The organism is Streptomyces sp. NPDC001348 (genome assembly GCF_053597535.1).
The window spans coordinates 51,411-74,210 of sequence record NZ_JBSFIK010000041.1; the positions used below are offsets into that span (position 1 = coordinate 51,411).

Genomic DNA, 22,800 nt, shown 5'->3' on the forward strand with positions numbered 1-22,800 from the left:
GCTCCTGAAAGGGGGACGGGGAAGAGACACGGGCGCGTACCGGTCGGTACGTACGGTACGCAGGCAGAACTGTGCCCGTTCGCCCGCCCCCGCGTCGAGATCCCGGGCGCGGTCACCAGCCGGTGAGCAGCAGATGGTTGACCAGCAGGGCCAGGACCGCCTGGGCGGCGAGCCACGCCCGGGGCCGGGTGAGGAACGCGCAGGCCGGCAGGAGCCACATCGCGAACGGCAGCCAGATCCGTTCCGTCTCCGCCTTGCTCATGCCGGACAGATCGGCGACGAGGAGGGCCAGCAGGGCGGCGAGGGCGAGCAGGGCCAGGCGCGCCTCGGCGGCCACCACCGGGGGAGTGCCGGCCGGTGTCCGGTCGAGGACTGCCCGGGGCGCGCGGGCGAGCGCGCCGCCGGCCCGGCTGAGGCCGGCCACCGTGGCCAGGCCGGTGATCACCACCGTGCAGGCGAGGTTCGCCCAGACCCAGTAGCCGTAGGGCCGGGTGCCGCCCACTCCCTGGTAGTAGCGCGTGACCAGCAGGCGGTAGGCCTCCCACCAGTCGAAACCGGCGAGGGTGAAGGCGGCGGGCACCACCACCAGGCCGGCGACCAGGGCCACGGGCAGCGCGGGACGCTCGCGGACGCGGTGCCGGCCGAGGAACAGCACCGCCGCCGCGAGCACCGCGAAGAGCGTGAGCCCGTAGGAGAGGTAGCAGGTGAGCCCGAACAGCAGCCCGGAGCCGGCCGCCCACCACACCGACCGCCCGGTCACCGCCAGGGCGAGCAGGGCCACGGCCCAGGAGGCGACGGCCGCGAAGTAAGCGTCGGCCGAGGCACCCATCCACACCGCGGCCGGGGCCAGTACCAGGAACGGGGCCGCCCGCCGCGCCACGCCGTCCCCGGCGAGGACGCGGACCGTGACCAGGACCGCCACGCAGGCCGTGGCACCGACGGTGATGCACCAGGCCGCCGCCCACGCGCCGCCGCCCAGCCCCACCCGGTCCAGCAGGACGAACGTGAGCGTCGCGGCCGGCGGGTGTCCGGCGACGTGGGTCGGCCACGGCTCGGGCGTGCCCCAGACGATGTGGTGGGTGAAGTCGCGCAGGGTGGCAGGGATGTCCTGGAAGCGGTCGACGGCGCGGAGGTACTCGTGGCGGGTGGTGAGCCGGCCCGCGACACCCCGCTGCCAGCCGTCGACCAGCGCGAGGGACCAGATCCAGGCCATGGCCGCCCCCCAGGTCGTGGCGAGCAACGCGCCCGGGCGCAGCCGTGCCGCGAGCCGCGGCCCGTACGCCACCACGGCGGCCGCCACCACGACGGCGGCCGGGGTGCCCGGCCCGATGTGCGGGTCCCAGTCGGCGAACAGCGGGGGCCAGTGGACGAACAGCGTGTGGTGGCCGTCCTGGATGTGGCGGCCGACGACGACGGCGGTCAGCACGAGCAGGACGGCGGCGGCGACGGCGTACAGGTCGCGCAGGTCACGGGGGAGAGGGCGGTTCACAACCGGAACGCTAGGCCGCACGGCGGGCGCGGGGCCGCCGTGCACGGCGGACGTCAGCGTTTCGTCATGGGTCTGCGGCCCCTCACCAGGGCCGCACCGTCCTACGGTCGGAACATGAGCGATCCACGGCTCCCCACCTCACCCGGCTTCTGGCGCAGCCCGCTGCGCGGCCCCTGGTTCACCTCGGTGCTCGGCCTCGTCCTGCTCGTCGGCATCACCGTGCTGTTCGTGACGGGGCTGGTGTCGTACGCCGCCTACAACCCGGGTCTGTCGCCGGTCAACGACAAGACCCCGGACAAGGGCGTCCTCGGCTTCTACCTCTTCGCCTGGCCGACGAACCCCTACTGGCTGTACCGGCTCACCCAGGGCGTCCACGTCACGCTGGGCATCACCCTGATCCCGGTGCTGCTGGCCAAGCTGTGGTCGGTCGTGCCGCGGCTCTTCGCCCTCCCGCCGGCCCGCTCGCTCACCCACGCACTGGAGCGGATCTCACTGCTGCTGCTGGTCGGTGGCGGCCTGTTCGAGTTCACCACCGGGGTGCTCAACGTCCAGCTCGACTACGTCTTCCCCGGCTCCTTCTACCCGCTGCACTTCTACGGCGCCTGGGTCTTCTTCGCCGCGTTCGTCGCGCACGCCGTGCTGAAGCTGCCCACGGCGGTGCGGAGCGTGCGCCGCGCGCGGGAGGAGGGGGACCTGGTCGCGCCGCGCCCGGACGCCCCCACCGTCTCCCGGCGCGGCGCGCTGTGGCTGGTCGGCGGCGGATCGCTGCTGCTGTTCCTGACGACCGCCGGCCGCAGCTTCGACGGACCGCTGCGCCGGACCGCGCTGCTCACCCCGCACGGCGGCGCCGAGCCCGGCGGCGGTCCGGGCGGCTTCCAGATCAACAAGACGGCGGCCTACGCGGGTATCGACGGGGCGGAGACCGGGGAGGAGGCGTGGCGGCTGACCGTCACCGGCCGCACCGGGACCGTCCGGCTGGCCCGCGCCGACCTGCTGCGGCTGCCGCTGCACAGTTCCGCGCTGCCGATCGCCTGCGTCGAGGGCTGGTCCACCTCGGACCAGTGGTGGCGAGGCGTGCGCCTGCGCGACCTCGCCGCGCTGGTCGGCCACGACGACCCGCCCGACGTCCTCGTCGAGTCCCTCCAGCGGCACGGCGCCTTCCGCCGGGCCGCCCTGCGCGCCAACCAGGTCGCCGACCCGCGCTCCCTGCTCGCGCTGTACGTCAACGGCGAGGACCTCACCCCGGACCACGGCTACCCCGCGCGGATCATCGTGCCCGCGGCGCCCGGTGTGCTCAACACCAAATGGGTGGCCCGGATGACCTTCGGAGACCTGTGATGCGCAGACCCGTGATGCGCAGACCTGTGCTGCCCCGCCGGATCCCGCTCGGCAACCCCCTGCAACTGGTGCTGCTCGGCTGTTCCTTCGCGCTCGCCGGATACGCGGGCCTGCGGCTCCTCGCGGGTGACTGGTTCGGCGTGGCGCTGTGGTTCGTGGGGGCGGCGCTGCTGCACGACCTGGTGCTGCTGCCGCTGTACGCGGCGGCCGACCGCACCCTCGTACGCGCGCTCGACGCGGCCGGACGGCGCGGCTGGACACTGTACGTCCGGGTGCCCGCCGCGCTGTCCGGGCTGCTGCTCCTGGTGTGGTTCCCGCTGATCAGCGGCCAGGTGAACGAGCGCTACCGGTCGGCCGCGGGACTCTCGGCGAGCGGCTTCGCGGCCCGCTGGCTGCTGATCACCGCCGTGCTGTTCGGCGGCTCGGCGCTGCTGCTGGCCCTGCGGCTGGTGCGGTTGCGCAGGGCGACGAAGCGGCGGGAATCCGCCGTCCACTGATCCTCGGCACGCCAGCCCGCCCGGGCCGCGTGCCGCAGCAGGGCGGGTGTGCCAAGCCGCGCCCAGGGGAACGGGCGGGCGGCCGGACCGGGCACGACGGTCGCGTCCACGACCTGGACCCGGGCGCGTTCGTCCACGTCGACCGGCGCGGTCTCGGCGACCAGCAGTCCGCCGGGCGCGAGGAGCCGGGCCAGCCGGTCCAGCAACGCCGCCGGGTCCCCGCCGATGCCGATGTTGCCGTCCAGCAGCAGCGCGGTGCCCCACCCGCCCTCGCCCGGCAGCGGCTCGAAGACCGATCGGCACAGCGCGGCCCCGCCCCGCCGGACCGTGCGGGCCACGGCCGCCTCGCTGACGTCGATGCCCAGCGCGCGCCGCCCCTGCGCCGCGAGGGCCGCCACCAGCCGGCCGGGACCGCAGCCCACGTCGAGCACGGTGCCCTCGCACCGCGCCAGCACGGCCAGATCGGTCTCGTCCGCCCGGGCGCACCAGCGTTCCACCTCCAGGGGCAGCAGCCATCCGTCGGCCCGCCGCAGGAACAACGGCCCCCGCCCGGCCCGCAGCGCCGCGGAGTAGGAGTCGTCGGTGGACCAGGGCGACGGGGCGGTGCCGGGATCGCCGTCCGGTCCGGTCGGGTCCGGGACGGCCGCGGGTGCACCGTCGCCCGGCCGGGTGGGTGCGGGCACACGGGCACCGTCGGGGCCCACGCCGGTGCCCGAGGGCGGCCGTACCGACGTGGTGCCGCGGCCGGCCGGGCGGGCGAGCCGGTGGGCGGTGCTCATCGGTCCGCCGCCCGGGTGAGACCGGCGAGCCGGGCGGCGAAGCGGCCGTGCGGCGCGCGGGCCGCGACCGCGTGCGCGTCGGCGGCGGTGTCGACGTCCCGCAGCCGGGGCAGGTCCCGCACCCTGAGGCCCGCGGCCACCAGCCGGTCCCGCTGCACGGCGCCCGTCGCCGGTACCGACATGGGCACGCCCAGCAGCAGCCGGGGATCGGGCGCCGCCAGACCGAGGGCCCAGAAACCGCCGTCCTCGGCCGGTCCGAACCATGCGTCGCAGTCGTCGAACCCGACGTCGAGCAGCTCCGGCGTCACCTGCGGGGTGTCCATGCCGATGAGCAGAGCGGGCCCGTCGCACCCGGCGAACGCCGCGGCCAGACGCTCGTCCAGCCCGCCCGGGCACTGCGGTACGACGTCGAAACCGGGCGGCAGCCAGGGGCCCGGCTCCCCGTCGAGAACGAGGACCCGGCGAGCGGCCGGCGCCGCGGCCACGCAGTGCAGGGTGTCCGCGAGGGCCGCCTCGGCCAGCTGGGCCGCCTGCCCGGGGGTGAACGGCGGGGTGAGCCGGGTCTTGACCCGGCCCGGCCGTGGTTCCTTCGCGATGACGAGGAGCGTGATCACCTGGGGCTGCCTCCTCGGACGGGTGGACGGGCGGGCGCCTCGGCCAGGACGCGGCTCATGTCCCGTACCGCCTGCCAGGTGCCGCGCCAGGTGCCGGTCACCTTCGAGGCGCCGGTACGCGGCCGGTAGGGGACGTCGTGCTCGGTGATGCGCCAGCCCGCGTCGGCGGCACGCACCACCATCTGCAGCGGGTAGCCGCTGCGCCGGTCGGTGAGCTCCAGGGCGAGCAGCGCCTCGCGGCGGGCGGCCCGCAGCGGACCGAGGTCCCTCAGGCGCAGCCCCGTGCGGCGGCGCAGCATCCGGGCGAGCGCGAGGTTGCCGGCCCTGGCGTGCGCGGGCCAGGCGCCCCGGCCCTCGGGACGGCGCCGGCCCAGCACCAGATCGGCCCGGCCGTCCCGCACCTCCCGTACGAACGGCACCAGCAGCGCCGGGTCGAGCGAGGCGTCGCAGTCGCAGAAGCACACGATGTCGGCGTCGGCGGCGGCGAGCCCCGCGTGGCAGGCGGCGCCGAACCCGCGGCGCGGCTCGTGCACGACGGTCGCGCCGAGCGCGCGGGCGACGTCCGCCGAGCCGTCGGTGGAGCCGTTGTCCACGACCAGCGCGCGCCAGCCGGGCGGGATACGGGCCAGGACCCAGGGCAGTGCCCCGGCCTCGTTCAGGCAGGGGAGCACCACGTCGACCCCTGTGGGTGTGGGTGTGGGAGTGGTCGTCACGGCTCTCACCCTACGAACGCAAAACGGTCGTATCGGACTTCGGCTCCTTACGAAACGCGGACGTCACGGCCCTGGCCGCGTCCGTCGGCGGCGCGGGCGGGGCAGGCGGTGCGAGGCTGGACGCATGCAGCAGCCGTACGAGTTCACCCGGGCGGGGACCCCCGCCGAGGCCGTGCCGCCCGACTCCGCCCGCGTCCTGGTCGTCGACGACGACCCCACGGTCGCGGAGGTGGTCGCCGGCTACCTCGGCCGCGCCGGCTACACCGTGGACCGGGCCGACGACGGCCCCACCGCGCTCACCCGGGCCGCCGCGCACCGCCCCGACCTGGTCGTGCTGGACCTGATGCTGCCCGGCATGGACGGCCTGGAGGTGTGCCGCCGGCTGCGCGCCGGCGGGCCGGTGCCGGTCATCATGCTCACCGCCCGCGGTGACGAGGACGACCGCATCCTCGGCCTCGAAGTGGGCGCCGACGACTACGTCACCAAGCCGTTCAGCCCCCGCGAACTCGTCCTGCGGGTGGAGTCGGTGCTGCGCCGCACCCGGCCCGCCGTCCAGCCGCACACGCTGACCTCGGCCGGTCTGACGCTCGACCCGGCCGCCCGCCGGGCCACCAAGGACGGCACCGAACTCGCCCTGACCCTCCGCGAGTTCGACCTCCTGTCGTTCCTGCTCAGGAATCCGGGCCGGGCCTTCGCCCGGGAGGACCTGATGCGCGAGGTGTGGGGCTGGGACTTCGGCGACCTGTCGACGGTCACCGTCCACGTCCGCCGGCTGCGCGGCAAGGTCGAGGACGACCCGGCGCGGCCCCGGCTGATCCAGACCGTGTGGGGCGTGGGCTACCGCTTCGACCCCCGTGGCCGGGAGGCGGACTGACCATGCGCGACACCCTCCTCATCGCCCTGTACGCCTTCCTCGCCGCGGCCGCCACCGGACTGGCCGGCGCGGCCGTGCTGCGGCTGATCCGGCGGCGGTCGCTCACCGCGTCGCTCGGCGTGGTGGCGGCGGTCGGCGTGTTCGCGATGCTCGCGGGCACCATGGCCGTGGCACAGGCGATGTTCCTGTCCCCGCACGACCTGAGCGTGGTGACGACCGTCGTCGCGATGGCCGCCGTCGTGTCCCTGGCCACGGCCCTGCTGCTGGGCCGCTGGGTGGTCGCGCGCAGCCGTGAACTCGCCCTCGCCGCCCGCTCCTTCGGCGACCACGGCGACTTCGCGGCGCCCGCCCACCCGGCCACCGCCGAACTGGACGCGCTGAGCCGTGAACTCGCGGCCACCAGCGCCCGGCTCGCCGAGTCCAGGGAGCGCGAGCGTGCCCTGGAGTCGTCCCGGCGTGAGCTCGTCGCCTGGATCTCGCACGACCTGCGCACCCCGCTCGCCGGGCTGCGGGCCATGTCGGAGGCACTGGAGGACGGGGTGGCCGCCGACCCGGCCCGCTACCTCAGGCAGATCCGCACCGAGGTCGAGCGGCTGAACGACATGGTGGGCGACCTCTTCGAACTGTCCCGGATCCACGCCGGGGCGCTGGCGCTGAGTCCCAGCCGGATCTCCGTGTACGACCTCGTCGGGGACGCCCTGGCCGGCGCCGACCCGCTCGCGCGCGAGCACGGCGTACGCCTCGTCGGCGACCGGGTCGAGGCCGTGCCGGTCGAGGTGGACGGCAAGGAGATGAGCCGGGTCCTCGGCAACCTGCTGGTGAACGCGATCCGCCGGACGCCGGCCGACGGCACCGTGGCCGTCGCCGCCGAACGTTCGCCCCGGGGCGTGGTGCTCTCCGTCACCGACGGCTGCGGGGGCATCCCCGAGGAGGATCTGTCCCGGGTCTTCGACACCGGCTGGCGCGGCACCCACGCCCGCACGCCTCCCGCCGGCGCGGGCCTCGGCCTCGCCATCGTGCGCGGCATCGTCGAGGCTCACCAGGGCCGGGCGACCGTCCGCAACATCCCGGGCGGCTGCCGCTTCGAGGTGACCCTCCCGGCCGCCGAGGCGTGAGGCCCCCGGGCCCCGGCGGGTGCCGGGACCCGGGGGTGGCTGCTGTCCGCCCGCTGCGGTCCTGCGGGGCCTCAACGCCGTCGTACCGAACTTTCCAGGCGGGTTTCCCCCGTCCCCAGGGGCTGACGGGTGGGCCTCGGCGCCGGCGAAGCCGTGCGTCACTCCTCCCGGAGCCGGGCGCGGGCGAAATCGTGCATGCCCTCCTCGAAGGAGACGTCCGGCTTCCAGCCGAGTTCCGCCCGCAGCCGGGAGGAGTCCGCCGTGATGTGCCGGACGTCGCCCAGGCGGTACTCACCGGTCACCACGGGCTCCGGGCCGCCGTGGGCCGCCGACAGGGCGCGGGCCATCTCGCCGACGGTGTGCGGCTCGCCGCTGCCGGTGTTGTACGCCGTGAGCACGCCCCGGGGCGAACCCGCCTCCAGCGCCGCCACGTTGGCCGCGGCCACGTCCCGCACGTGCACGAAGTCCCGCCGCTGGCCGCCGTCCTCGTAGACCCGCGGGGCCTCGCCACGGGCCAGCGCCGAACGGAAGAAGGAGGCCACACCCGCGTACGGGGTGTCCCTGGGCATGCCCGGCCCGTACACGTTGTGGTAGCGCAGCGACACCGCCGAGCCGCCCGTGGCCCGCGCCCACGCGGCCGTCAGGTGCTCCTGGGCGAGCTTGGTCGTCGCGTACACGTTCCGCGGGTCGGCCGGGGCGTCCTCGCCGACCAGGCCGGGGGACAGCTCCGCGCCGCAGAGCGGACAGCCGGGCTCGAAGCGGCCCGCGTCCAGGTCGGCGGCGGTGCGCGGACCCGGCCGCACCACCCCGTGCCGGGGGCACTCGTAGCGGCCCTCCCCGTACACGACCATCGACCCGGCGAGGACCAGGTGCCGTACGCCCGCCTCCGCCATCGCGGTGAGCAGGACAGCCGTGCCCAGGTCGTTGCGCGAGACGTACTCCGCCGCGTCGGCGAACCCGGTGCCGAGGCCGACCATCGCCGCCTGGTGGCACACGGCGTCCACCCCGGCCAGGGCCGAAGCGACCGCCGTCGGGTTGCGCACGTCGGCACCCGGATCGAGCCGCACGTCCAGCACGAGCGCCTCGTGTCCGCGCGCGGCCAGCGCCTCGACGACATGGGACCCGATGAAACCGGCACCGCCGGTGACCAGTACACGCATGTGGTCAGGCTAGGTCCGGGGCAGCACCCCGCGGCAGGACCGGGGCCGCCGTGTCACCACTCCGTAAGACGCGCGAAGACGCGCGAAGACACGCGAAGGCGCGCGGCCGCACACCGTGTCAGCCGGTCAGGCCGCCCCGGCGGGTGTCCACGCGCGCCCACTCCTCGTCCCACTGCCGCAGCCGGCGCCGGTCCAGGCCCACACGGGCCAGCTGGGCGCCGCCGAACACGGCGGCGGCCGTGCCGGTCGCGACGAGGGTGCCCGTCCACGCCGACCGGAAGCCCGCCTCACCGGGCGACAGGGGCTTCGCGGTGACCCGACTCCGCTGGTCCGTCCACACCGTGACCCGGGTGCCCGACGCCGTGCCGGGACGCACCTTGGTCCGGCCCGTGTGGACCGCGCCGTCCGGGGTCGTCCAGCGGACACCGGTCCAGACCCGGCCGTCGTCGCCGCGCGACGAGGTCACCGAGGGCGCCCGCCCCACCAGCACTGCCTCGACCGGATGCCGCTCGGTCCACTGCCGGTCGAGTCCCCGCGCCACCGCGTCCGCGGTGACCAGCCCGGTGAGCACACTGCCCACCACGGCGACCAGCCAGGTGACCAGCACGATCCAGGCCTCGACGACGTCGCTGGGGCGCCGCAGCGGATTGCGGCGCCACCGCCACGTCCACGGGCTGTCGTGGCTGTCGCTTCGGCTCCTGGCCATGGCCACACCCCCTCGTGCGTGCCGGGCCCGTCCCTCCCAGTGTCCGCCCGCCCGCGCCCCCGGGCACCCCGGCGCACGGCCACCCCGCTCACCGGCCCAGCTGCGCCCGCAGCCACTCCTCCACCTCGCCCACGTGCGCGGCCGCCGCCGCCCTGGCGGCCTCCGGGTCGCGGGCGGCCAGGGCGCGGTGGATGGCGGCGTGCTCTCGGCGGGTGCGGGCGAAGGCGCCCTCCTCCTGGTAGCCGCGCCAGACGCGGGCCCGGAAGGTGCGGGACGACAGGCCCTCCAGGATGGCGGCCATGGTCTCGTTGCCCGCGGCCACCGCGATCGCGCGGTGGAAGGCCAGATCGTGGGCGAGGATCTCCTCCGGGTCGTCGGTGGCGTTCATCGCCGTCAGATGCTTCTCGACCTCCGCCAGCTGGTCCGGCGTGATGCGGGCCGCCGCCAGGGCGGTCGCCGTGGACTCCAGGACCCGGCGCACTTCGAGCAGTTCCACCAGCCGCGGGCCCCGGGACAGGTCGGCGACCACCCCGAAGGTCTCCAGCAGGTCACCGGCCTGGAGCTGGGTGACGTAGATGCCGGAACCGTGCCGGGCCTCCAGCACCCCGAGCACCGTCAGCGCGCGGATCGCCTCGCGCATCGAACTGCGGGAGATACCCAGCTGGACCGCGAGATCGCGTTCGGTGGGCAGCCGCTGGCCCGGCTCCAGGCGGCCCTCGCCGATCATCACCTTGATCTGCTCGATGGCGCGCTGCGTCACAGTGCCCTTCTGTGGGGCCGTCTCGTCCACGCCGTTCCTCCAGTCACCGGATGCGCCGCAGTCTAGCCACCCGGTTGGTCCGACCACTACGGCGCGGAATCGGGAAAATCTGCCGTCGGAGGGTGTTCTTCCGGGGAAGTGGTCTGATAAGTATGCGGACGTCTGCTCGAAGTCGTTCAACCTCGCAGACGCTCGCAGTCGCTCGAAGCAGCTCGAAGTCGCTTGGTGCAGCTCGAAGTAGCTCGAAGTAGCTCGCGTACGAAGTCGCTCAACGAGGAGCCGCAGGATGCCCGGCACAACAGTGTGGAAACGAAGCAGGTCCCGGATCGTCGGCGTGGTGGCCGCAGCCGTCGGCGCCTCACTCGCGCTCGCCGCGTGCGGCAGCACCAAGGACACCGGCACGGCCGGTACCGGTGGCGGCGGCACCGGCAAGGTCGGGGTGGTCCTGCCCCTGCTGACCTCGCCGTTCTGGCAGTCGTACAACGACTACGTGCCGAAGATGGCCAAGTCCGAGGGCGTCGACGCGCTCAAGACGGTCAACTCCAACAGCGACCCCTCGCAGCAGATCACCGACATCAACAACGAGCTCAACCAGGGCGTCAAGGGCCTGGTGGTCGCCCCGCTGGACAGCGCCGCCATCCAGGCCGGTCTCGACCAGGCCGACCGCAAGGGCGTACCGGTGGTCGCCGTGGACGTCGCGCCCGACAAGGGCAAGGTCGCCATGGTCGTACGCGCGGACAACGTCGCCTACGGCGAGAAGGCCTGTGACTATCTCGGCGCGCACGTCACCAGCGGCAAGGTCGTGCAGATCATGGGCGACCTCGCCTCGGTCAACGGCCGGGACCGCTCGGAGGCGTTCCGCTCCTGCGTGAAGAAGAAGTACCCGAAGCTGAAGGTCCTGGAGATCCCGGCCAAGTGGGAGTCGGACACCGCCGCGTCGAAGCTCGACACGCTCCTCAACGCCAACCCCGACATCAAGGGCATCTACCTGCAGGCCGGCGGCGTCTACCTCGCGCCCACCCTGCAGACCCTGAAGTCCAAGAGCATGCTGAAGACGACGGGCCAGAAGGGCCACATCGTCATCGTCTCCAACGACGGCATCCCGCAGGAGTTCGACGCCATCCGCAAGGGCCAGATGGACGCCACCGTCTCCCAGCCGGCCGACACCTACGCCAAGTACGGCATGTACTACATCAAGGCCGCGATGCAGGGGAAGACGTTCAAGCCCGGCCCGACCGACCACGACTCCACCATCGTCAGGCTGCCGAGCGGCATCCTCGAGGACCAGCTCCCCGCGCCGCTGGTCACCAAGGACAACGTCGACGACCCCAAGCTGTGGGGCAACACGGTCAAATGAGTACGCCACTTGTCGAGGCGCGGGACGTCGTCAAGCGGTACGGTCCCACCACCGCCCTCGCCGACGGCCGGCTCACGGTGCTGCCCGGCGAGTCCCACGCCCTGGTCGGCCGCAACGGTGCCGGCAAGTCCACCCTGGTCAGCGTTCTCACCGGCCTGCAGGCCCCGGACGAGGGCACGGTCCACTTCGACGGCGAGCCGGCGCCCCCGCTCGCCGACCGGGACGCCTGGCGCCGCAAGGTCGCCTGCGTCTACCAGAAGCCCACGGTCGTACCGGAGCTGACGGTCGCCGAGAACCTCTTCATCAACCGGCAGCCGCTCACCCGCCGGTTCATCAGCTGGCGCAGACTCAGGGCCGAGGCGGCACAGCTCCTCGACACCTGGGACGTGCGCGTCGACCCCGACGCCCGCACCGCCGACCTCAAGGTCGAGGACCGCCAGATGGTCGAGATCGCCCGCGCGTTGAGCTTCGGCGCCCGGTTCATCGTCCTCGACGAACCCACCGCCCAGCTCGACAACCGCGAGATCGAGCGGCTGTTCGCCCGTATGCGCGCCCTGCAGGAATCCGGCGTCACCTTCCTGTTCATCTCCCACCACCTGCAGGAGGTGTACGAGGTCTGCCAGACCGTCACGGTGCTGCGCGACGCCCGCTGGATCGTCACCGCGCCCGTCGCCGAACTGCCCAGGGCGGCGCTGGTGGAGGCGATGGCCGGGGAGTCGGTCGAGGACCACCGGACGGTGCGCGGCACGCCGGCCGACGCGTCCCCCGTCGTGCTCGACGTGCGCGGGCTGACCTCCGACACGTACGACGGCATCGACCTCACCGTCCGCCGCGGAGAGGTCGTCGGACTGGCCGGTTCCAGTGGCAGCGGCAAGACCGAACTCGCCGAGACCCTCGCCGGACTGCGCTCACCGACGGCCGGCACCGCACGGCTGGAGGACCGGGAACTGCCCTTCGGCGACGTACGGGCCACGCTGAAGGCAGGCGTCGGCTGCGTGCCCCGCGACCGGCACGACCAGGGACTGGTGGCCGGCATGACCATCGGAGACAACACCACCCTCGGCGTACTGGACCGGCTCGGCCGCTACGGCTTCGTCGCGCCCGACCGCAAACGCGGTTTCGCCACCGACCTCATCGAACGCCTCGACATCCACGCCGAGGGGCCCGACCAGCCGGTCTCCGACCTGTCCGGCGGCAACGCCCAGAAGGTCGTCATGGCCCGCGCCCTCGCCCGCGACCCCCGGCTGCTCGTCCTGATCAACCCCACCGCGGGTGTCGACGTGAAGTCCAAGGAATCCCTGCTGGCCCGGGTGGACGGCGCCCGCGACGACGGCACCGCCGTCCTCGTCGTCTCCGACGAACTCGACGACCTGCGGCGCTGCGACCGCGTCCTCGTCCTCTTCCACGGCCGCGTCGTCGCCGAGCACCCGGCCGGCTGGCACGACCACGAGCTGATCGCCTCCATCGAAGGAGTGGACCATGGCTGAAACCAAGGCAGCTCCGCCGCTCGCCCCGCCGAGAGCCCCCGACCCACGCGCCACCAAGGCCGTCCTCCTCCGCCGGGCCCGTGAACTCGCCCTCGTTCCCGCTCTGTTGCTGCTCATGGTGCTGGGCGCGGTGGTCAACGACTCGTTCCTCACCGAGCGCAACCTGATCTCGATCCTCGGCGCCTCCGCCGCACTCGCCATGGTGGTGCTCGCCGAGTCCCTGGTACTGATCACCGGCAAGTTCGACCTGTCCCTGGAATCGGTGGTCGGTATCGCGCCCGCCGTGGGAGCCCTGCTCGTCCTGCCGTCCGCACAGTCCGGCTGGGGCACCGAACTCCCGGCCCCGCTCGCCCTGTCGGCGGTGCTCGTCGTCGGCGCGGCGGTCGGCGCGTTCAACGGCGTCCTCGTCGTCAGGTTCAAGCTCAACGCGTTCATCGTGACGCTGGCGATGCTGATCGTGCTGCGCGGCCTGCTGGTCGGCGCCACCAAGGGCAAGACGCTCTTCGGCATGCCGGACAGCTTCTACTCCCTGGCCACCACCACCTTCCTCACCGTCCCGCTGTCGGTGTGGGTGGCGGCCGCGGCCTTCGCGGTCACCGGGTTCCTGCTGAAGTACCACCGTGTCGGCCGCGCCCTGTACGCCATCGGCGGCAACGCGGAGGCGGCCCGCGCGGCCGGCATCCGGGTCGAGCGCGTGATGCTGGGCGTGTTCGTCGTCGCCGGGGTCCTCGCCTCGGTCGGCGGGATCATGCAGACCGGCTACGTCGGCGCGATCAGCGCCAACCAGGGCAACAACATGATCTTCACCGTGTTCGCCGCCGCGGTGATCGGCGGGATCAGCCTGGACGGCGGCAAGGGCACCATGTTCGGCGCGCTGACCGGTGTGCTGCTGCTGGGCGTCGTACAGAACCTGCTCACCCTCGCCCAGGTGCCGTCCTTCTGGATCCAGGCCATCTACGGCGGGATCATCCTCGTCGCCCTCATGATCGCCCGCGTGACGACGGGCCGGGCGCAGGACTGACTCACACGCCCGCATCATCCCTGACGGAAAGGTCTGCTGTGTCCCCGAGCCCCGCCCGCGTCATCGCGGTCGACACCTACGACATCCGCTTCCCCACCTCGCGCGAGCTGGACGGCTCCGACGCGATGAACCCGGACCCGGACTACTCGGCGGCCTATGTGGTGCTGCGCACCGACGCGGCCGACGGGCACGAGGGGCACGGGTTCACCTTCACCATCGGGCGGGGCAACGATGTCCAGGTCGCCGCGATCGACGCGCTGCGGGACCATGTCCTCGGCCGTCCGGTCCAGGAGATGTGCGACGACCCCGGATCGCTCTACCGGGATCTGATCGGCGACAGTCAGCTGCGCTGGCTCGGGCCGGAGAAGGGCGTGATGCACATGGCCATCGGGGCGGTGGTCAACGCCGTCTGGGACCTCACCGCGAAACGTGCCGGCAAGCCGCTGTGGCAGCTGCTCGCCGACGCCGAACCGGAGTGGCTCGTCGGGCAGATCGACTTCCGGTACATCACCGACGCCCTCACCCCCGAAGAGGCACTGGACCTGCTGCGCCGGGGCCGGGAGGGCGCCGCCGAGCGCCGGACCCGCCTCCTGGAACGCGGCTACCCGGCCTACACCACCTCCGCCGGCTGGCTCGGCTACGACGACGACAAGCTCACCCGGCTCGCCGCCCGGGCGGTCGCGGACGGCTTCACCCAGATCAAACTCAAGGTCGGCGCGGACCTGGAGGACGACGTACGCCGCTGCCGGGTCGCCCGCTCGGTCGTAGGGCCGGACGTCCGCCTCGCGGTCGACGCCAACCAGCGCTGGGACGTGGCCGAGGCGATCCGCTGGACCAAGGCCCTCGCCGACTTCGACCCGTACTGGATCGAGGAACCCACCAGCCCGGACGACGTCCTCGGCCACGCGGCGATCCGCGCCGCCGTGGCCCCGGTCAAGGTCGCCACCGGCGAGCACGTGCAGAACCGGATCGTCTTCAAACAGCTGCTCCAGGCCGGCGCCCTCGACATCCTGCAGATCGACGCGGCCCGGGTCGGCGGCGTCAACGAGAACCTCGCCATCCTGCTGCTCGCGGCCAAGTTCGGGGTCCCCGTCTGCCCGCACGCGGGCGGCGTGGGCCTGTGCGAACTCGTCCAGCACCTGTCGATGTTCGACTACCTGGCTCTCGCCGGCACCACCGAGGACCGGGTCATCGAGTACGTCGACCACCTGCACGAACACTTCCTCGCCCCGGTGGTGATCCGCGACGGTCACTACACGGCACCCACCGCGCCCGGCTTCTCCGCCACCATGCGGCCCGAGTCCGTCGCGCGGTTCACATTCCCCCGCGGCGGCTTCTGGGCCGCCGACCCCGAGACGCGGAAAGGCAAGGCGGCATGAGCGACTTCGAGGGCCTCAAAGCCCTGGTGACCGGCGGCGCCTCCGGAATCGGACGAGCCACCGCCGAACTCCTCACCGAGCGCGGCGCCCGGGTGGCGGTGCTCGACCTGGACCCCTCGTCCGTCGACAAGCCGCTGCTCGCCTTCCGCGCCGACGTCACCGACGACGCCTCCGTCCGCGCGGCCGTCGCTTCGGCGGCCGAGGACCTCGGCGGACTGGACGTCCTGGTCAACAACGCCGGCATCGGCGCCCTGGGCACCGTCGAGGACAACGACGACGAGGAGTGGCGCCGCGCCTTCGACGTCAACGTCCTCGGCATGGTCCGCGCCGCCCGCGCCGCCCTGCCACACCTCAGGCGCTCCCGGCACGCGGCGATCGTCAACACCTGCTCCATCGCGGCCACCGCCGGCCTGCCACAACGCGCCCTGTACAGCGCGACCAAGGGCGCGGTGTACTCCCTCACCCTGGCGATGGCCGCGGACCACGTCCGCGAGGGCATCCGCGTCAACTGCGTCAACCCCGGCACCGCGGACACCCCGTGGGTCGGCCGCCTGCTCGACGCCGCCCCCGACCCGGCCGCCGAACGCGCCGCCCTGGAGGCCCGCCAGCCCACCGGCCGCCTGGTGTCGGCCGCCGAGGTGGCGGGCGCCATCGCGTACCTGGCGAGCCCCCTGTCCGGCGCCACCACCGGCACCTCCCTCGCCGTCGACGGCGGCATGCAGGGCCTGCGCCTGAGGCCGGTGGGCCAGTGAGGACGCTCGGCCGCAGCGAAGTCCGGGTCAGCCCGCTGGCCTTCGGCGCCGCCGGGATCGGCAACCTGTACACCGGGATCGACGACGAGCAGGCGCACGAAACGGTGCGCACGGCCTGGCAGCACGGCGTCCGCTACTTCGACACCGCCCCGCACTACGGCCTCGGCCTGTCCGAACGCCGCCTCGGCGCGGTCCTGCGGCACTACCCGCGCGCCGAGTACACGGTCTCCACGAAGGTGGGCCGCCGCCTCGAGGCCACGGACGCGGGCGGCGACGACCTCGCGCACGGCTTCGCCGTCCCCGCCACCCACCGCCGCGTGTGGGACTTCAGTGCCGACGGCGTACGGCGCGGCCTGGAGGCCAGTCTGGAACGGCTCGGCCTGGACCGCGTGGACGTCGTCTACCTCCACGACCCCGACGACCACGCCGACCAGGCCTTCCGGGAGGCCTACCCCGCCCTGGAGAAACTCCGCTCCGAGGGCGTGGTCGGCGCGATCGGCGCCGGCATGAACCAGACGGAGATGCTCACCCGGTTCGTCCGCGAAACGGACGTCGACGCGGTGCTCTGCGCGGGCCGGTACACGCTCCTCGACCAGAGCGCGGCCGCCGAACTGCTGCCCGCCGCCGTCGAACGCGGCGTGTCGGTGGTCGTCGGCGGAGCCTTCAACTCCGGCCTGCTGGCCGATCCGCGACCGGACGCGACGTACGACTACACACAGGCCCCGGGGGAGTTGCTGGAGCGCGCCCGGAACCTGCAGTCCGTCGCCGGCCGGCACGGCACCACCCTGCGGGCCGCCGCCCTGGCCTTCTGCGCCGCGCACCCGGCCGTCGCGAGCGTCCTGGTCGGCGCCCGCTCGGCACACGAGGTCCGCGACTGCGCCGAGCAGTTCGAGGCACAGGTCCCGGCCGCCTTCTGGCGGGAACTGCGGGACACCGGTCTGCTGCCCCCCGAGGAGCCCTCATGAGAGTCGCCCTGCACACCAAGGTCCGCGCCGACCGCATCACCGAGTACGAGGCCGCCCACCGCGAGGTCCCGGCCGAACTCACCGACGCCATCCGCGCCGCCGGCGCCACCTCCTGGACGATCTGGCGGTGGGGGTCCCCCCGCGCGAGCGAAGTCGAGCGTGGGGGAGGGACGGATCTCTTCCACGTCCTGGAGTGCGAGAACTACGGGTGCCTGCTCGCCGAACTGGAGAAACTGCCCGTCAACGTCGCCTGGCAGGCCCGGATGGCCGAACTGCTGGACGTCGTGCACGACTACTCGGGGGACGGCGCGGACGCCGGCCTGCCCGTCGTGTGGGAGCTGCCATGACGGTGGACGCCCACCACCACGTGTGGGACCTGTCGGTCCGCGACCAGGAATGGATCACCGGCCCCGCGCTCCGGCCGCTGCGCCGCACCTTCACCATGGCCGACCTGGAGCCGCGGGCCCGGGCGGCCGGAGTGGACCGGACCGTCCTGGTCCAGACGGTCACCGTCGCGCAGGAGACCCCGGAGTTCCTCGCCCTGGCCGCGACGCACGAGCTGATCGCGGGCGTCGTCGGCTGGACCGACCTGACCCGTCCCGACGTGGCCGAGGAACTGGCCCGTCTACGGGAACTGCCCGGCGGCCGGTACCTGAAGGGCATCCGCCACCAGGTCCAGTCGGAACCCGACCCGGAATGGCTGCTCCGCCCGGACGTGCGCCGCGGTCTGCTGGCCGTCGCCGACGCCGGCCTGGTGTACGACCTGGTCGTCCGGGCCCACCAGCTCCCGGCCTGCGTCAAGGCGGCCGAGTCCCTCCCCGGGCTCACCTTCGTACTGGACCACCTGGGCAAGCCGCCCATCGCCTCCGGCGCCCGCGCGCCCTGGGAGACGGCCCTGAGGCCGCTCGCCGCGCTCCCCAACACCGTCGCCAAACTCTCCGGGCTGGTCACCGAGGCCGACCCCGCCTCCTGGACCACCGCGGACCTCCGCCCGTACACGGACGTGGCCCTGTCCGCCTTCGGCCCCGACCGTCTGATGTTCGGTTCCGACTGGCCGGTGTGCACCCTGGCGGTGACCTACGAGGAGTCGCTCGCCGTCACCCGGGAGCTGACGGCCGGCCTGAGCGCGTCGGAGAGCGCCGCGCTCTTCGGCGCCACCGCCACCCGGGTCTACGACCTCTGAGACATCCCCGCCAGCCGGGTCGGCGGCAGGTACTCCCGCACAGGCGTCCGCTCCCAGCACGCGCCCGTCTCCCGCAGTTCCCGCCAGGTGGTGTAGCGGTAGCGGAAGAGGCGGGCGCGGACGTGGCGCGGCGGCTCGCCCGGCGGGAAGGGGGAACGGCGCAGCAGCCTGAGGGTGTCCGGGTCGTTCTCCAGCAGGCGTTCCACGAGACCGCCGAACCACGCGCCGGCGTAGCCGGGCGACAGCGCGGCGAACCACATCAGCCAGTCGAGGCGCAGATGGTAGGGCGCGAACTGCCGCGGCCAGCGCCGGGGGTCGCCGGGCTTGCCCCTGAACTCGTACTCCCGCCAGTCCGAGTCCTCGCGCGGTACGGCGTCGAGCGTGCCCTCCACCACCACCTCGTACCGGATCCGGCTGACGCTGCCGAACGCGCCGTAGGTGTTGACCAGGTGCAGCGGGTCGAAGGAGCGGTTCATCACCTGGCGGCGGGAGACCATGTTCACCACCGGGCGGTAGCTCAGGAACACCAGCAGCGCGGCGACGGCGAGGACCACGACCTCGTACCACAGGGGCGCCGGCGGCAGGGCCGGGGCGGACGCGGGGAAGCGCACCACCGGCAGGGCCACCACGATGGTGATCCAGTTCAGCCAGGCGAAGTTGCCGGAGAGCACCAGCCACAGCTGGGTGACGATCATCAGGGCGGCGGCGGCCGTGGCGACCGGCTGCGGGGCGAACAGCAGCAGCGGGACCACCAGCTGGGTGAAGTGGTTGGCGGCCACCTCCACCCGGTGCAGCGGCGCCGGCAGACGGTGGAAGAACCAGCTCAGCGGGCCCGGCATCGGCTGGGTCTCGTGGTGGTAGTCCAGGCAGGTCAGCTTCCGCCAGCACGCGTCCCCGCGCATCTTGATCAGACCGGCGCCGAACTCCACCCGGAACAGCACCCAGCGCAGCAGGAAGAGCACCACGACCGGCGGGGCGACCTCGTCGTTGCCGAGGAAGACGGCCAGGAAACCGACCTCCAGCAGCAGCGACTCCCAGCCGAACGCGTACCAGGTCTGGCCCACGTTGACGATCGACAGGTACAGCGCCCAGGGGACCAGCCAGAGCAGCATCCCGGCCCACAGCGGCAGCCAGGAGTCCGCGCCCGCCAGCAGCGCCGCCGAGACGGCACAGCCCGTCCAGGCGCAGCCGGCGAACAGGCGGTCCGAGTAGCGCAGCTGGAACAGGCTCGGCGCGCGCCGGAACGGCACCCGCGCGACGAACCGGGGGATCGGCAGCATGCCGCGCTCGCCGAGCAGGGCCCGGAACTGCACGGCCGCCCCGAGGAACGCGACGAGGTACAGGGCGGCCAGGGCCCGCTGGAAGACCAGCCGGCCCAACCAGTAGTCGGGTGCGGTGAACCAGTTCACAGCCGTGAGCTCTCCCTGCCCCGTGACGCCTCGGATGCCTGTCACTCCGTGTACCGCGTGGCTCCGGTCGGGTAACCCCTCCGGTGGCCGGCCGCCGGCCACCACTCGAAGAATCCGGCGATTCCTGGCATGGTGGCCCCATGGCTGATCGGGGCGCGGGCGCCCTGTCGCTCCCGGACGAACGGACCGCCCGTCCGGATCCCGTACTGGTGCTCAACCGCATGGGCACCTTCGACTGGGACCTGGACACCGGTCTGTTCCACATGGACGCGCAGGCGTACGAGGTGTTCGACCTCCTCCCGGAGGAGTACGACGGCCGTCCCGAGTCCCTCGCCGTCCGGGTGCCTCCACCGGAGGCCAGCCGCCTGGACCAGGTGGTCGCCCAGGCCATCAAGGACGGCAGCGAGAACTACGGCGCCTACTTCCGTCTCCGCTGCCGCGACGGCACCCGCCGCTGGACGCACACCCAGGGCTACATCCGGCGCGACGAGACCGGTCGCCCGCGCCGGGTCATCGGCATCGTCCGGGACGCCACGCAGGAGCTCCAGGAGAGCGCGGCCCGCAGCCTGCGCGCCGCCCAGGACGAGGCGGTCCGGCGGCAGACCGGCGTGGTGCAGGTGATCACCGCGGCCCTGTCGCACGCCCGCAGCGTCCAGGACGTCATCGACGTCCTCAAGGACAGCCACGGAGTCCGGCACCTCGGCGCGACGAGCCTGGTCATGGGGCTGGTGGAGGCCGGACGGATCCGGATGGTCGCCGAGGGACCGGAGGACGGGATCGTACCCGGCACCGGCGTCACCCGGATCGACGAGCCCTATCCCATGAGCGAGGTCGTACGGACCCTTCTCCCGCGCTTCATCGAGTCACCGGAGGAGTTCGCCGAGGGCTATCCGATCCTCTGGCCGCACATCACCGACCTGAGGATCACCTCCGCCGCCTACCTGCCGCTGATCGCCCAGGCCCGTCCGATCGGCGCCATGGGCCTGCTCTACAACGACCGGCGCGGCTTCTCCGACGAGGAGCGCACCGTCCTCGTCGCCCTCGGCAGCAGCATCGCGCAGAGCCTGCAGCGGGCCATGCTGTACGAGGAGGAGAAGGACCTCGCCCAGGGCCTGCAGCAGGCGATGCTGCCCCGGACCATCCCCAGCGTGCCCGGGGCGGACGTGGCGGTCCGCTACCGTTCCGCGTCGCTCGGCCGGGACATCGGTGGCGACTGGTACGACCTGATACCGCTGCCCGGGGGCCGGGTCGGCGCGGTCATCGGCGACGTCCAGGGACACGACACGCACGCGGCGGCCGTCATGGGCCAGCTGCGCATCGTGCTGCGCGCGTACGCCGCCGAGGGGCACACCCCGGCCACCGTGATGGCCCGGGCCTCGGTGTTCCTGCACGAACTCGACACCGACCGCTCCGCCACCTGCCTGTACGCGGAGGCCGACCTGACCACCGGCGTGGTCCAGGTCGTCCGGGCCGGTCACCTGGACCCGATGATCCGGCACACCGACGGGTCGTGCCGCCGGATCTCCGTCGAGGGCGGCCTGCCGCTGGGTCTGTCCGCCGAGTTCGGCCGCCTGGAGTACCCGGTGTCCACCGTCGAGCTCGATCCGGGCCAGACACTGGTGCTGTGCACCGACGGGCTCGTCGAAGAGCCCGGCGCCGATCTCGACGACGGCCTGCGCACCCTGACCGCGCTCATCGAGTCGGGCCCGGACGACGTCCGCGACCTCGCCGACCGGCTCATCGACGTGGCCGAGGAACGCGGCGGCGACGACGACGTGGCGCTGCTCCTGCTGCGCCGGCGCGGCTGGGACACCGCGCGCACCGGCGGCCGGCTCCAGCAGCACGTGGCTCCCGGCGACCCCGAGGCGCTGCGGCTCGCCCGGCACATGATCCGCGCCACGGTCCACGCCTGGGGCGCCGCCGAACGGGCCGACGAGATCGAGCTGGTCGCCGACGAGCTGATCACCAACGTGCTGCTGCACACCGAGGGCTCCGCGGTCGTCACCCTGAGATTCCTGTGCGGTGCCGACCGCCGGCTGCGCGTCGAGGTCGAGGACTCCTCCAGCGCCCTGCCCCGCCGCCGGGACGCGGGTGTGTCCTGCGTGTCCGGCCGGGGCCTGGTCCTGGTCGACCGGCTCGCCGACATCTGGGGCGTGGAGGCGCGGGGCGGCGGCAAGTGCGTGTGGTGCGAGTTCGTGATGCCGGACCCGGCCTGACCGGGCCGGTCCGGGATGGCACCCTGGACGTATGCCGGAACTGCCCGAGGTCGAGGCGCTGAAGGACTTCCTGGCCGAGCACCTGGTCGGCCGCGAGGTGGTGCGGGTGCTGCCCGTGGCCGTCAGTGTCCTGAAGACGTACGACCCTCCGCCGGCCGCTCTGGAGGGGCACGAGGTCACCTCCGTGCACCGGCACGGCAAGTTCCTCGACATCGCGACGCGGGAAGGCCCCCACCTGGTCACCCATCTGGCCCGAGCGGGATGGCTCCAGTGGAAGGACCGGCTGCCCGACGGGCCGCCGCGCCCCGGCAAGGGCCCCCTCGCCCTGCGGGTGGCCCTGGAGACCGGCGAGGGCTTCGACCTCACCGAGGCCGGCACGCAGAAGCGCCTCGCGGTGTACGTCGTGCACGATCCGCGGGAGGTTCCCGGCATCGCCCGCCTCGGCCCGGACCCGCTCGCCGACGACTTCGACGCCGACCGGCTCGCCGCGCTGCTCGAGGGCGAGCGGCGCCGGCTGAAGGGGGCCTTGCGGGACCAGGGCCTGATCGCGGGCGTGGGCAACGCCTACAGCGACGAGATCCTGCACGCGGCCCGGATGTCCCCGTTCAAGCCGGCCGGCTCCCTCACCCCGGAGGAGGTCCGCACCCTCCACACGGCCCTGCGCGCCGTCCTCACCGAGGCGGTGGAACGCTCCCGGGGCCTGGCCGCCGGGCGGCTGAAGGCGGAGAAGAAGAGCGGCCTCAGGGTCCACGGCCGCACCGGCGAGCCCTGCCCGGTCTGCGGTGACACCATCCGCGAGGTCTCCTTCAGCGACTCGTCGCTCCAGTACTGCCCCACCTGCCAGACGGGCGGCAGGCCACTGGCGGACCGGAGGATGTCACGGCTGCTGAAGTAGGTCGCAGGGCCTGTCGTCCGGATCGTCCCGGCGCCGCGGGGCCTGGCCCGCACATCTGCGGCGTTGTCGTCGGTCGCCGGCTCGCCCACCC

At 73.5% G+C, this 22,800-nt stretch carries 21 protein-coding genes; 13 read left to right on the plus strand and 8 right to left on the minus strand.

What is annotated here, in order from left to right:
* Positions 1-112: 112 nt before the first annotated feature.
* A complete protein-coding gene (locus ACWC21_RS32715; protein WP_450887114.1) occupies positions 113-1,489 on the minus strand; it encodes a hypothetical protein in 1,377 nt (458 codons plus the stop codon).
* A 114-nt stretch (positions 1,490-1,603) separates the two neighbouring features.
* On the opposite strand from ACWC21_RS32715, the gene ACWC21_RS32720 reads away from it, so the two are divergent.
* Entirely contained in the window at positions 1,604-2,827 is a 1,224-nt protein-coding gene (locus ACWC21_RS32720) for a molybdopterin-dependent oxidoreductase (RefSeq protein ID WP_450887116.1), read from the plus strand.
* A gap of 343 nt (positions 2,828-3,170) precedes the next feature.
* Here the strand turns inward: ACWC21_RS32720 and ACWC21_RS32725 are convergent, their stop codons facing one another.
* Genes ACWC21_RS32725 through ACWC21_RS32735 form a run of 3 tightly spaced genes read right to left on the minus strand, consistent with a single transcriptional unit; the run spans position 3,171 to position 5,439 of the window.
* Positions 3,171-4,103 (minus strand): class I SAM-dependent methyltransferase, encoded by a 933-nt coding sequence (locus tag ACWC21_RS32725; protein ID WP_450887118.1) that lies wholly within the window; start codon positions 4,101-4,103, stop codon positions 3,171-3,173.
* Positions 4,100-4,717, minus strand: coding sequence for a TIGR04282 family arsenosugar biosynthesis glycosyltransferase (locus tag ACWC21_RS32730; protein ID WP_450887120.1), 618 nt, complete (start codon positions 4,715-4,717; stop codon positions 4,100-4,102). The genes ACWC21_RS32725 and ACWC21_RS32730 overlap by 4 nt, the downstream gene beginning before the upstream one ends.
* Positions 4,714-5,439: a glycosyltransferase family 2 protein gene (locus tag ACWC21_RS32735; protein WP_450887121.1), complete on the minus strand. Its 726-nt coding sequence runs from the start codon at positions 5,437-5,439 to the stop codon at positions 4,714-4,716. Before ACWC21_RS32735 ends, ACWC21_RS32730 begins: the two co-directional genes overlap by 4 nt.
* 115 nt (positions 5,440-5,554) lie before the next feature.
* On the opposite strand from ACWC21_RS32735, the gene ACWC21_RS32740 reads away from it, so the two are divergent.
* Together ACWC21_RS32740 and ACWC21_RS32745 are read left to right on the plus strand one after the other, a co-directional pair.
* On the plus strand, positions 5,555-6,304 hold the full coding sequence (locus tag ACWC21_RS32740) for a response regulator transcription factor (RefSeq protein WP_450887123.1): 750 nt from the start codon (positions 5,555-5,557) through the stop codon (positions 6,302-6,304).
* Positions 6,305-6,306: 2 nt separating this feature from the next.
* Entirely contained in the window at positions 6,307-7,419 is a 1,113-nt protein-coding gene (locus tag ACWC21_RS32745) for a sensor histidine kinase (RefSeq protein ID WP_450887125.1), read from the plus strand.
* Between the two features lie 158 nt (positions 7,420-7,577).
* Here ACWC21_RS32745 and ACWC21_RS32750 read toward each other — a convergent pair whose 3' ends face one another.
* From ACWC21_RS32750 to ACWC21_RS32760, 3 genes are all read right to left on the minus strand, one after another.
* The gene (locus tag ACWC21_RS32750) at positions 7,578-8,579 is read right to left on the minus strand and encodes an NAD-dependent epimerase/dehydratase family protein (RefSeq protein WP_450887127.1); all 1,002 of its coding nucleotides are present in this window, start codon (positions 8,577-8,579) and stop codon (positions 7,578-7,580) included.
* 118 nt (positions 8,580-8,697) lie between these two features.
* Positions 8,698-9,285: an Rv1733c family protein gene (locus tag ACWC21_RS32755; RefSeq protein ID WP_450887128.1), complete on the minus strand. Its 588-nt coding sequence runs from the start codon at positions 9,283-9,285 to the stop codon at positions 8,698-8,700.
* A gap of 88 nt (positions 9,286-9,373) precedes the next feature.
* The gene (locus tag ACWC21_RS32760) at positions 9,374-10,075 is read right to left on the minus strand and encodes a FadR/GntR family transcriptional regulator (RefSeq protein WP_450887130.1); all 702 of its coding nucleotides are present in this window, start codon (positions 10,073-10,075) and stop codon (positions 9,374-9,376) included.
* A 256-nt stretch (positions 10,076-10,331) separates the two neighbouring features.
* Here ACWC21_RS32760 and ACWC21_RS32765 point away from each other — a divergent pair, with 256 nt between their 5' ends.
* The 8 genes from ACWC21_RS32765 to ACWC21_RS32800 are packed head-to-tail and all read left to right on the plus strand — an operon-like array spanning position 10,332 to position 18,189.
* Positions 10,332-11,402, plus strand: a complete 1,071-nt coding sequence (locus ACWC21_RS32765; protein WP_450887132.1) for a sugar ABC transporter substrate-binding protein — start codon at positions 10,332-10,334, stop codon at positions 11,400-11,402.
* On the plus strand, positions 11,399-12,889 hold the full coding sequence (locus ACWC21_RS32770) for a sugar ABC transporter ATP-binding protein (protein WP_450887134.1): 1,491 nt from the start codon (positions 11,399-11,401) through the stop codon (positions 12,887-12,889). Before ACWC21_RS32765 ends, ACWC21_RS32770 begins: the two co-directional genes overlap by 4 nt.
* Positions 12,882-13,910 carry an ABC transporter permease gene (locus ACWC21_RS32775; RefSeq protein WP_450887136.1) on the plus strand — a complete coding sequence of 343 codons (1,029 nt, stop codon included), beginning with the start codon at positions 12,882-12,884 and terminating at the stop codon, positions 13,908-13,910. The genes ACWC21_RS32770 and ACWC21_RS32775 overlap by 8 nt, the downstream gene beginning before the upstream one ends.
* Before the next feature lie 38 nt (positions 13,911-13,948).
* A complete protein-coding gene (locus ACWC21_RS32780; protein WP_450887138.1) occupies positions 13,949-15,289 on the plus strand; it encodes an L-fuconate dehydratase in 1,341 nt (446 codons plus the stop codon).
* On the plus strand, positions 15,286-16,041 hold the full coding sequence (locus ACWC21_RS32785; RefSeq protein WP_450887140.1) for an SDR family NAD(P)-dependent oxidoreductase: 756 nt from the start codon (positions 15,286-15,288) through the stop codon (positions 16,039-16,041). Before ACWC21_RS32780 ends, ACWC21_RS32785 begins: the two co-directional genes overlap by 4 nt.
* Entirely contained in the window at positions 16,038-17,006 is a 969-nt protein-coding gene (locus ACWC21_RS32790; RefSeq protein ID WP_450887142.1) for an aldo/keto reductase, read from the plus strand. Before ACWC21_RS32785 ends, ACWC21_RS32790 begins: the two co-directional genes overlap by 4 nt.
* Positions 17,003-17,353, plus strand: a complete 351-nt coding sequence (locus ACWC21_RS32795) for an L-rhamnose mutarotase (protein ID WP_450887143.1) — start codon at positions 17,003-17,005, stop codon at positions 17,351-17,353. Before ACWC21_RS32790 ends, ACWC21_RS32795 begins: the two co-directional genes overlap by 4 nt.
* The gene (locus ACWC21_RS32800) at positions 17,350-18,189 is read left to right on the plus strand and encodes an amidohydrolase family protein (protein WP_450887145.1); all 840 of its coding nucleotides are present in this window, start codon (positions 17,350-17,352) and stop codon (positions 18,187-18,189) included. Before ACWC21_RS32795 ends, ACWC21_RS32800 begins: the two co-directional genes overlap by 4 nt.
* On the opposite strand, the gene ACWC21_RS32805 is transcribed toward ACWC21_RS32800, so the two are convergent.
* Entirely contained in the window at positions 18,177-19,598 is a 1,422-nt protein-coding gene (locus ACWC21_RS32805; RefSeq protein WP_450887146.1) for a lipase maturation factor family protein, read from the minus strand. The genes ACWC21_RS32800 and ACWC21_RS32805 overlap by 13 nt on opposite strands.
* 140 nt (positions 19,599-19,738) lie before the next feature.
* Here ACWC21_RS32805 and ACWC21_RS32810 point away from each other — a divergent pair, with 140 nt between their 5' ends.
* Both ACWC21_RS32810 and ACWC21_RS32815 read left to right on the plus strand, forming a co-directional pair.
* On the plus strand, positions 19,739-21,814 hold the full coding sequence (locus ACWC21_RS32810; RefSeq protein WP_450887147.1) for a SpoIIE family protein phosphatase: 2,076 nt from the start codon (positions 19,739-19,741) through the stop codon (positions 21,812-21,814).
* Positions 21,815-21,845: 31 nt separating this feature from the next.
* Positions 21,846-22,709 (plus strand): Fpg/Nei family DNA glycosylase, encoded by an 864-nt coding sequence (locus tag ACWC21_RS32815; protein WP_450887149.1) that lies wholly within the window; start codon positions 21,846-21,848, stop codon positions 22,707-22,709.
* Positions 22,710-22,800: the final 91 nt, after the last annotated feature.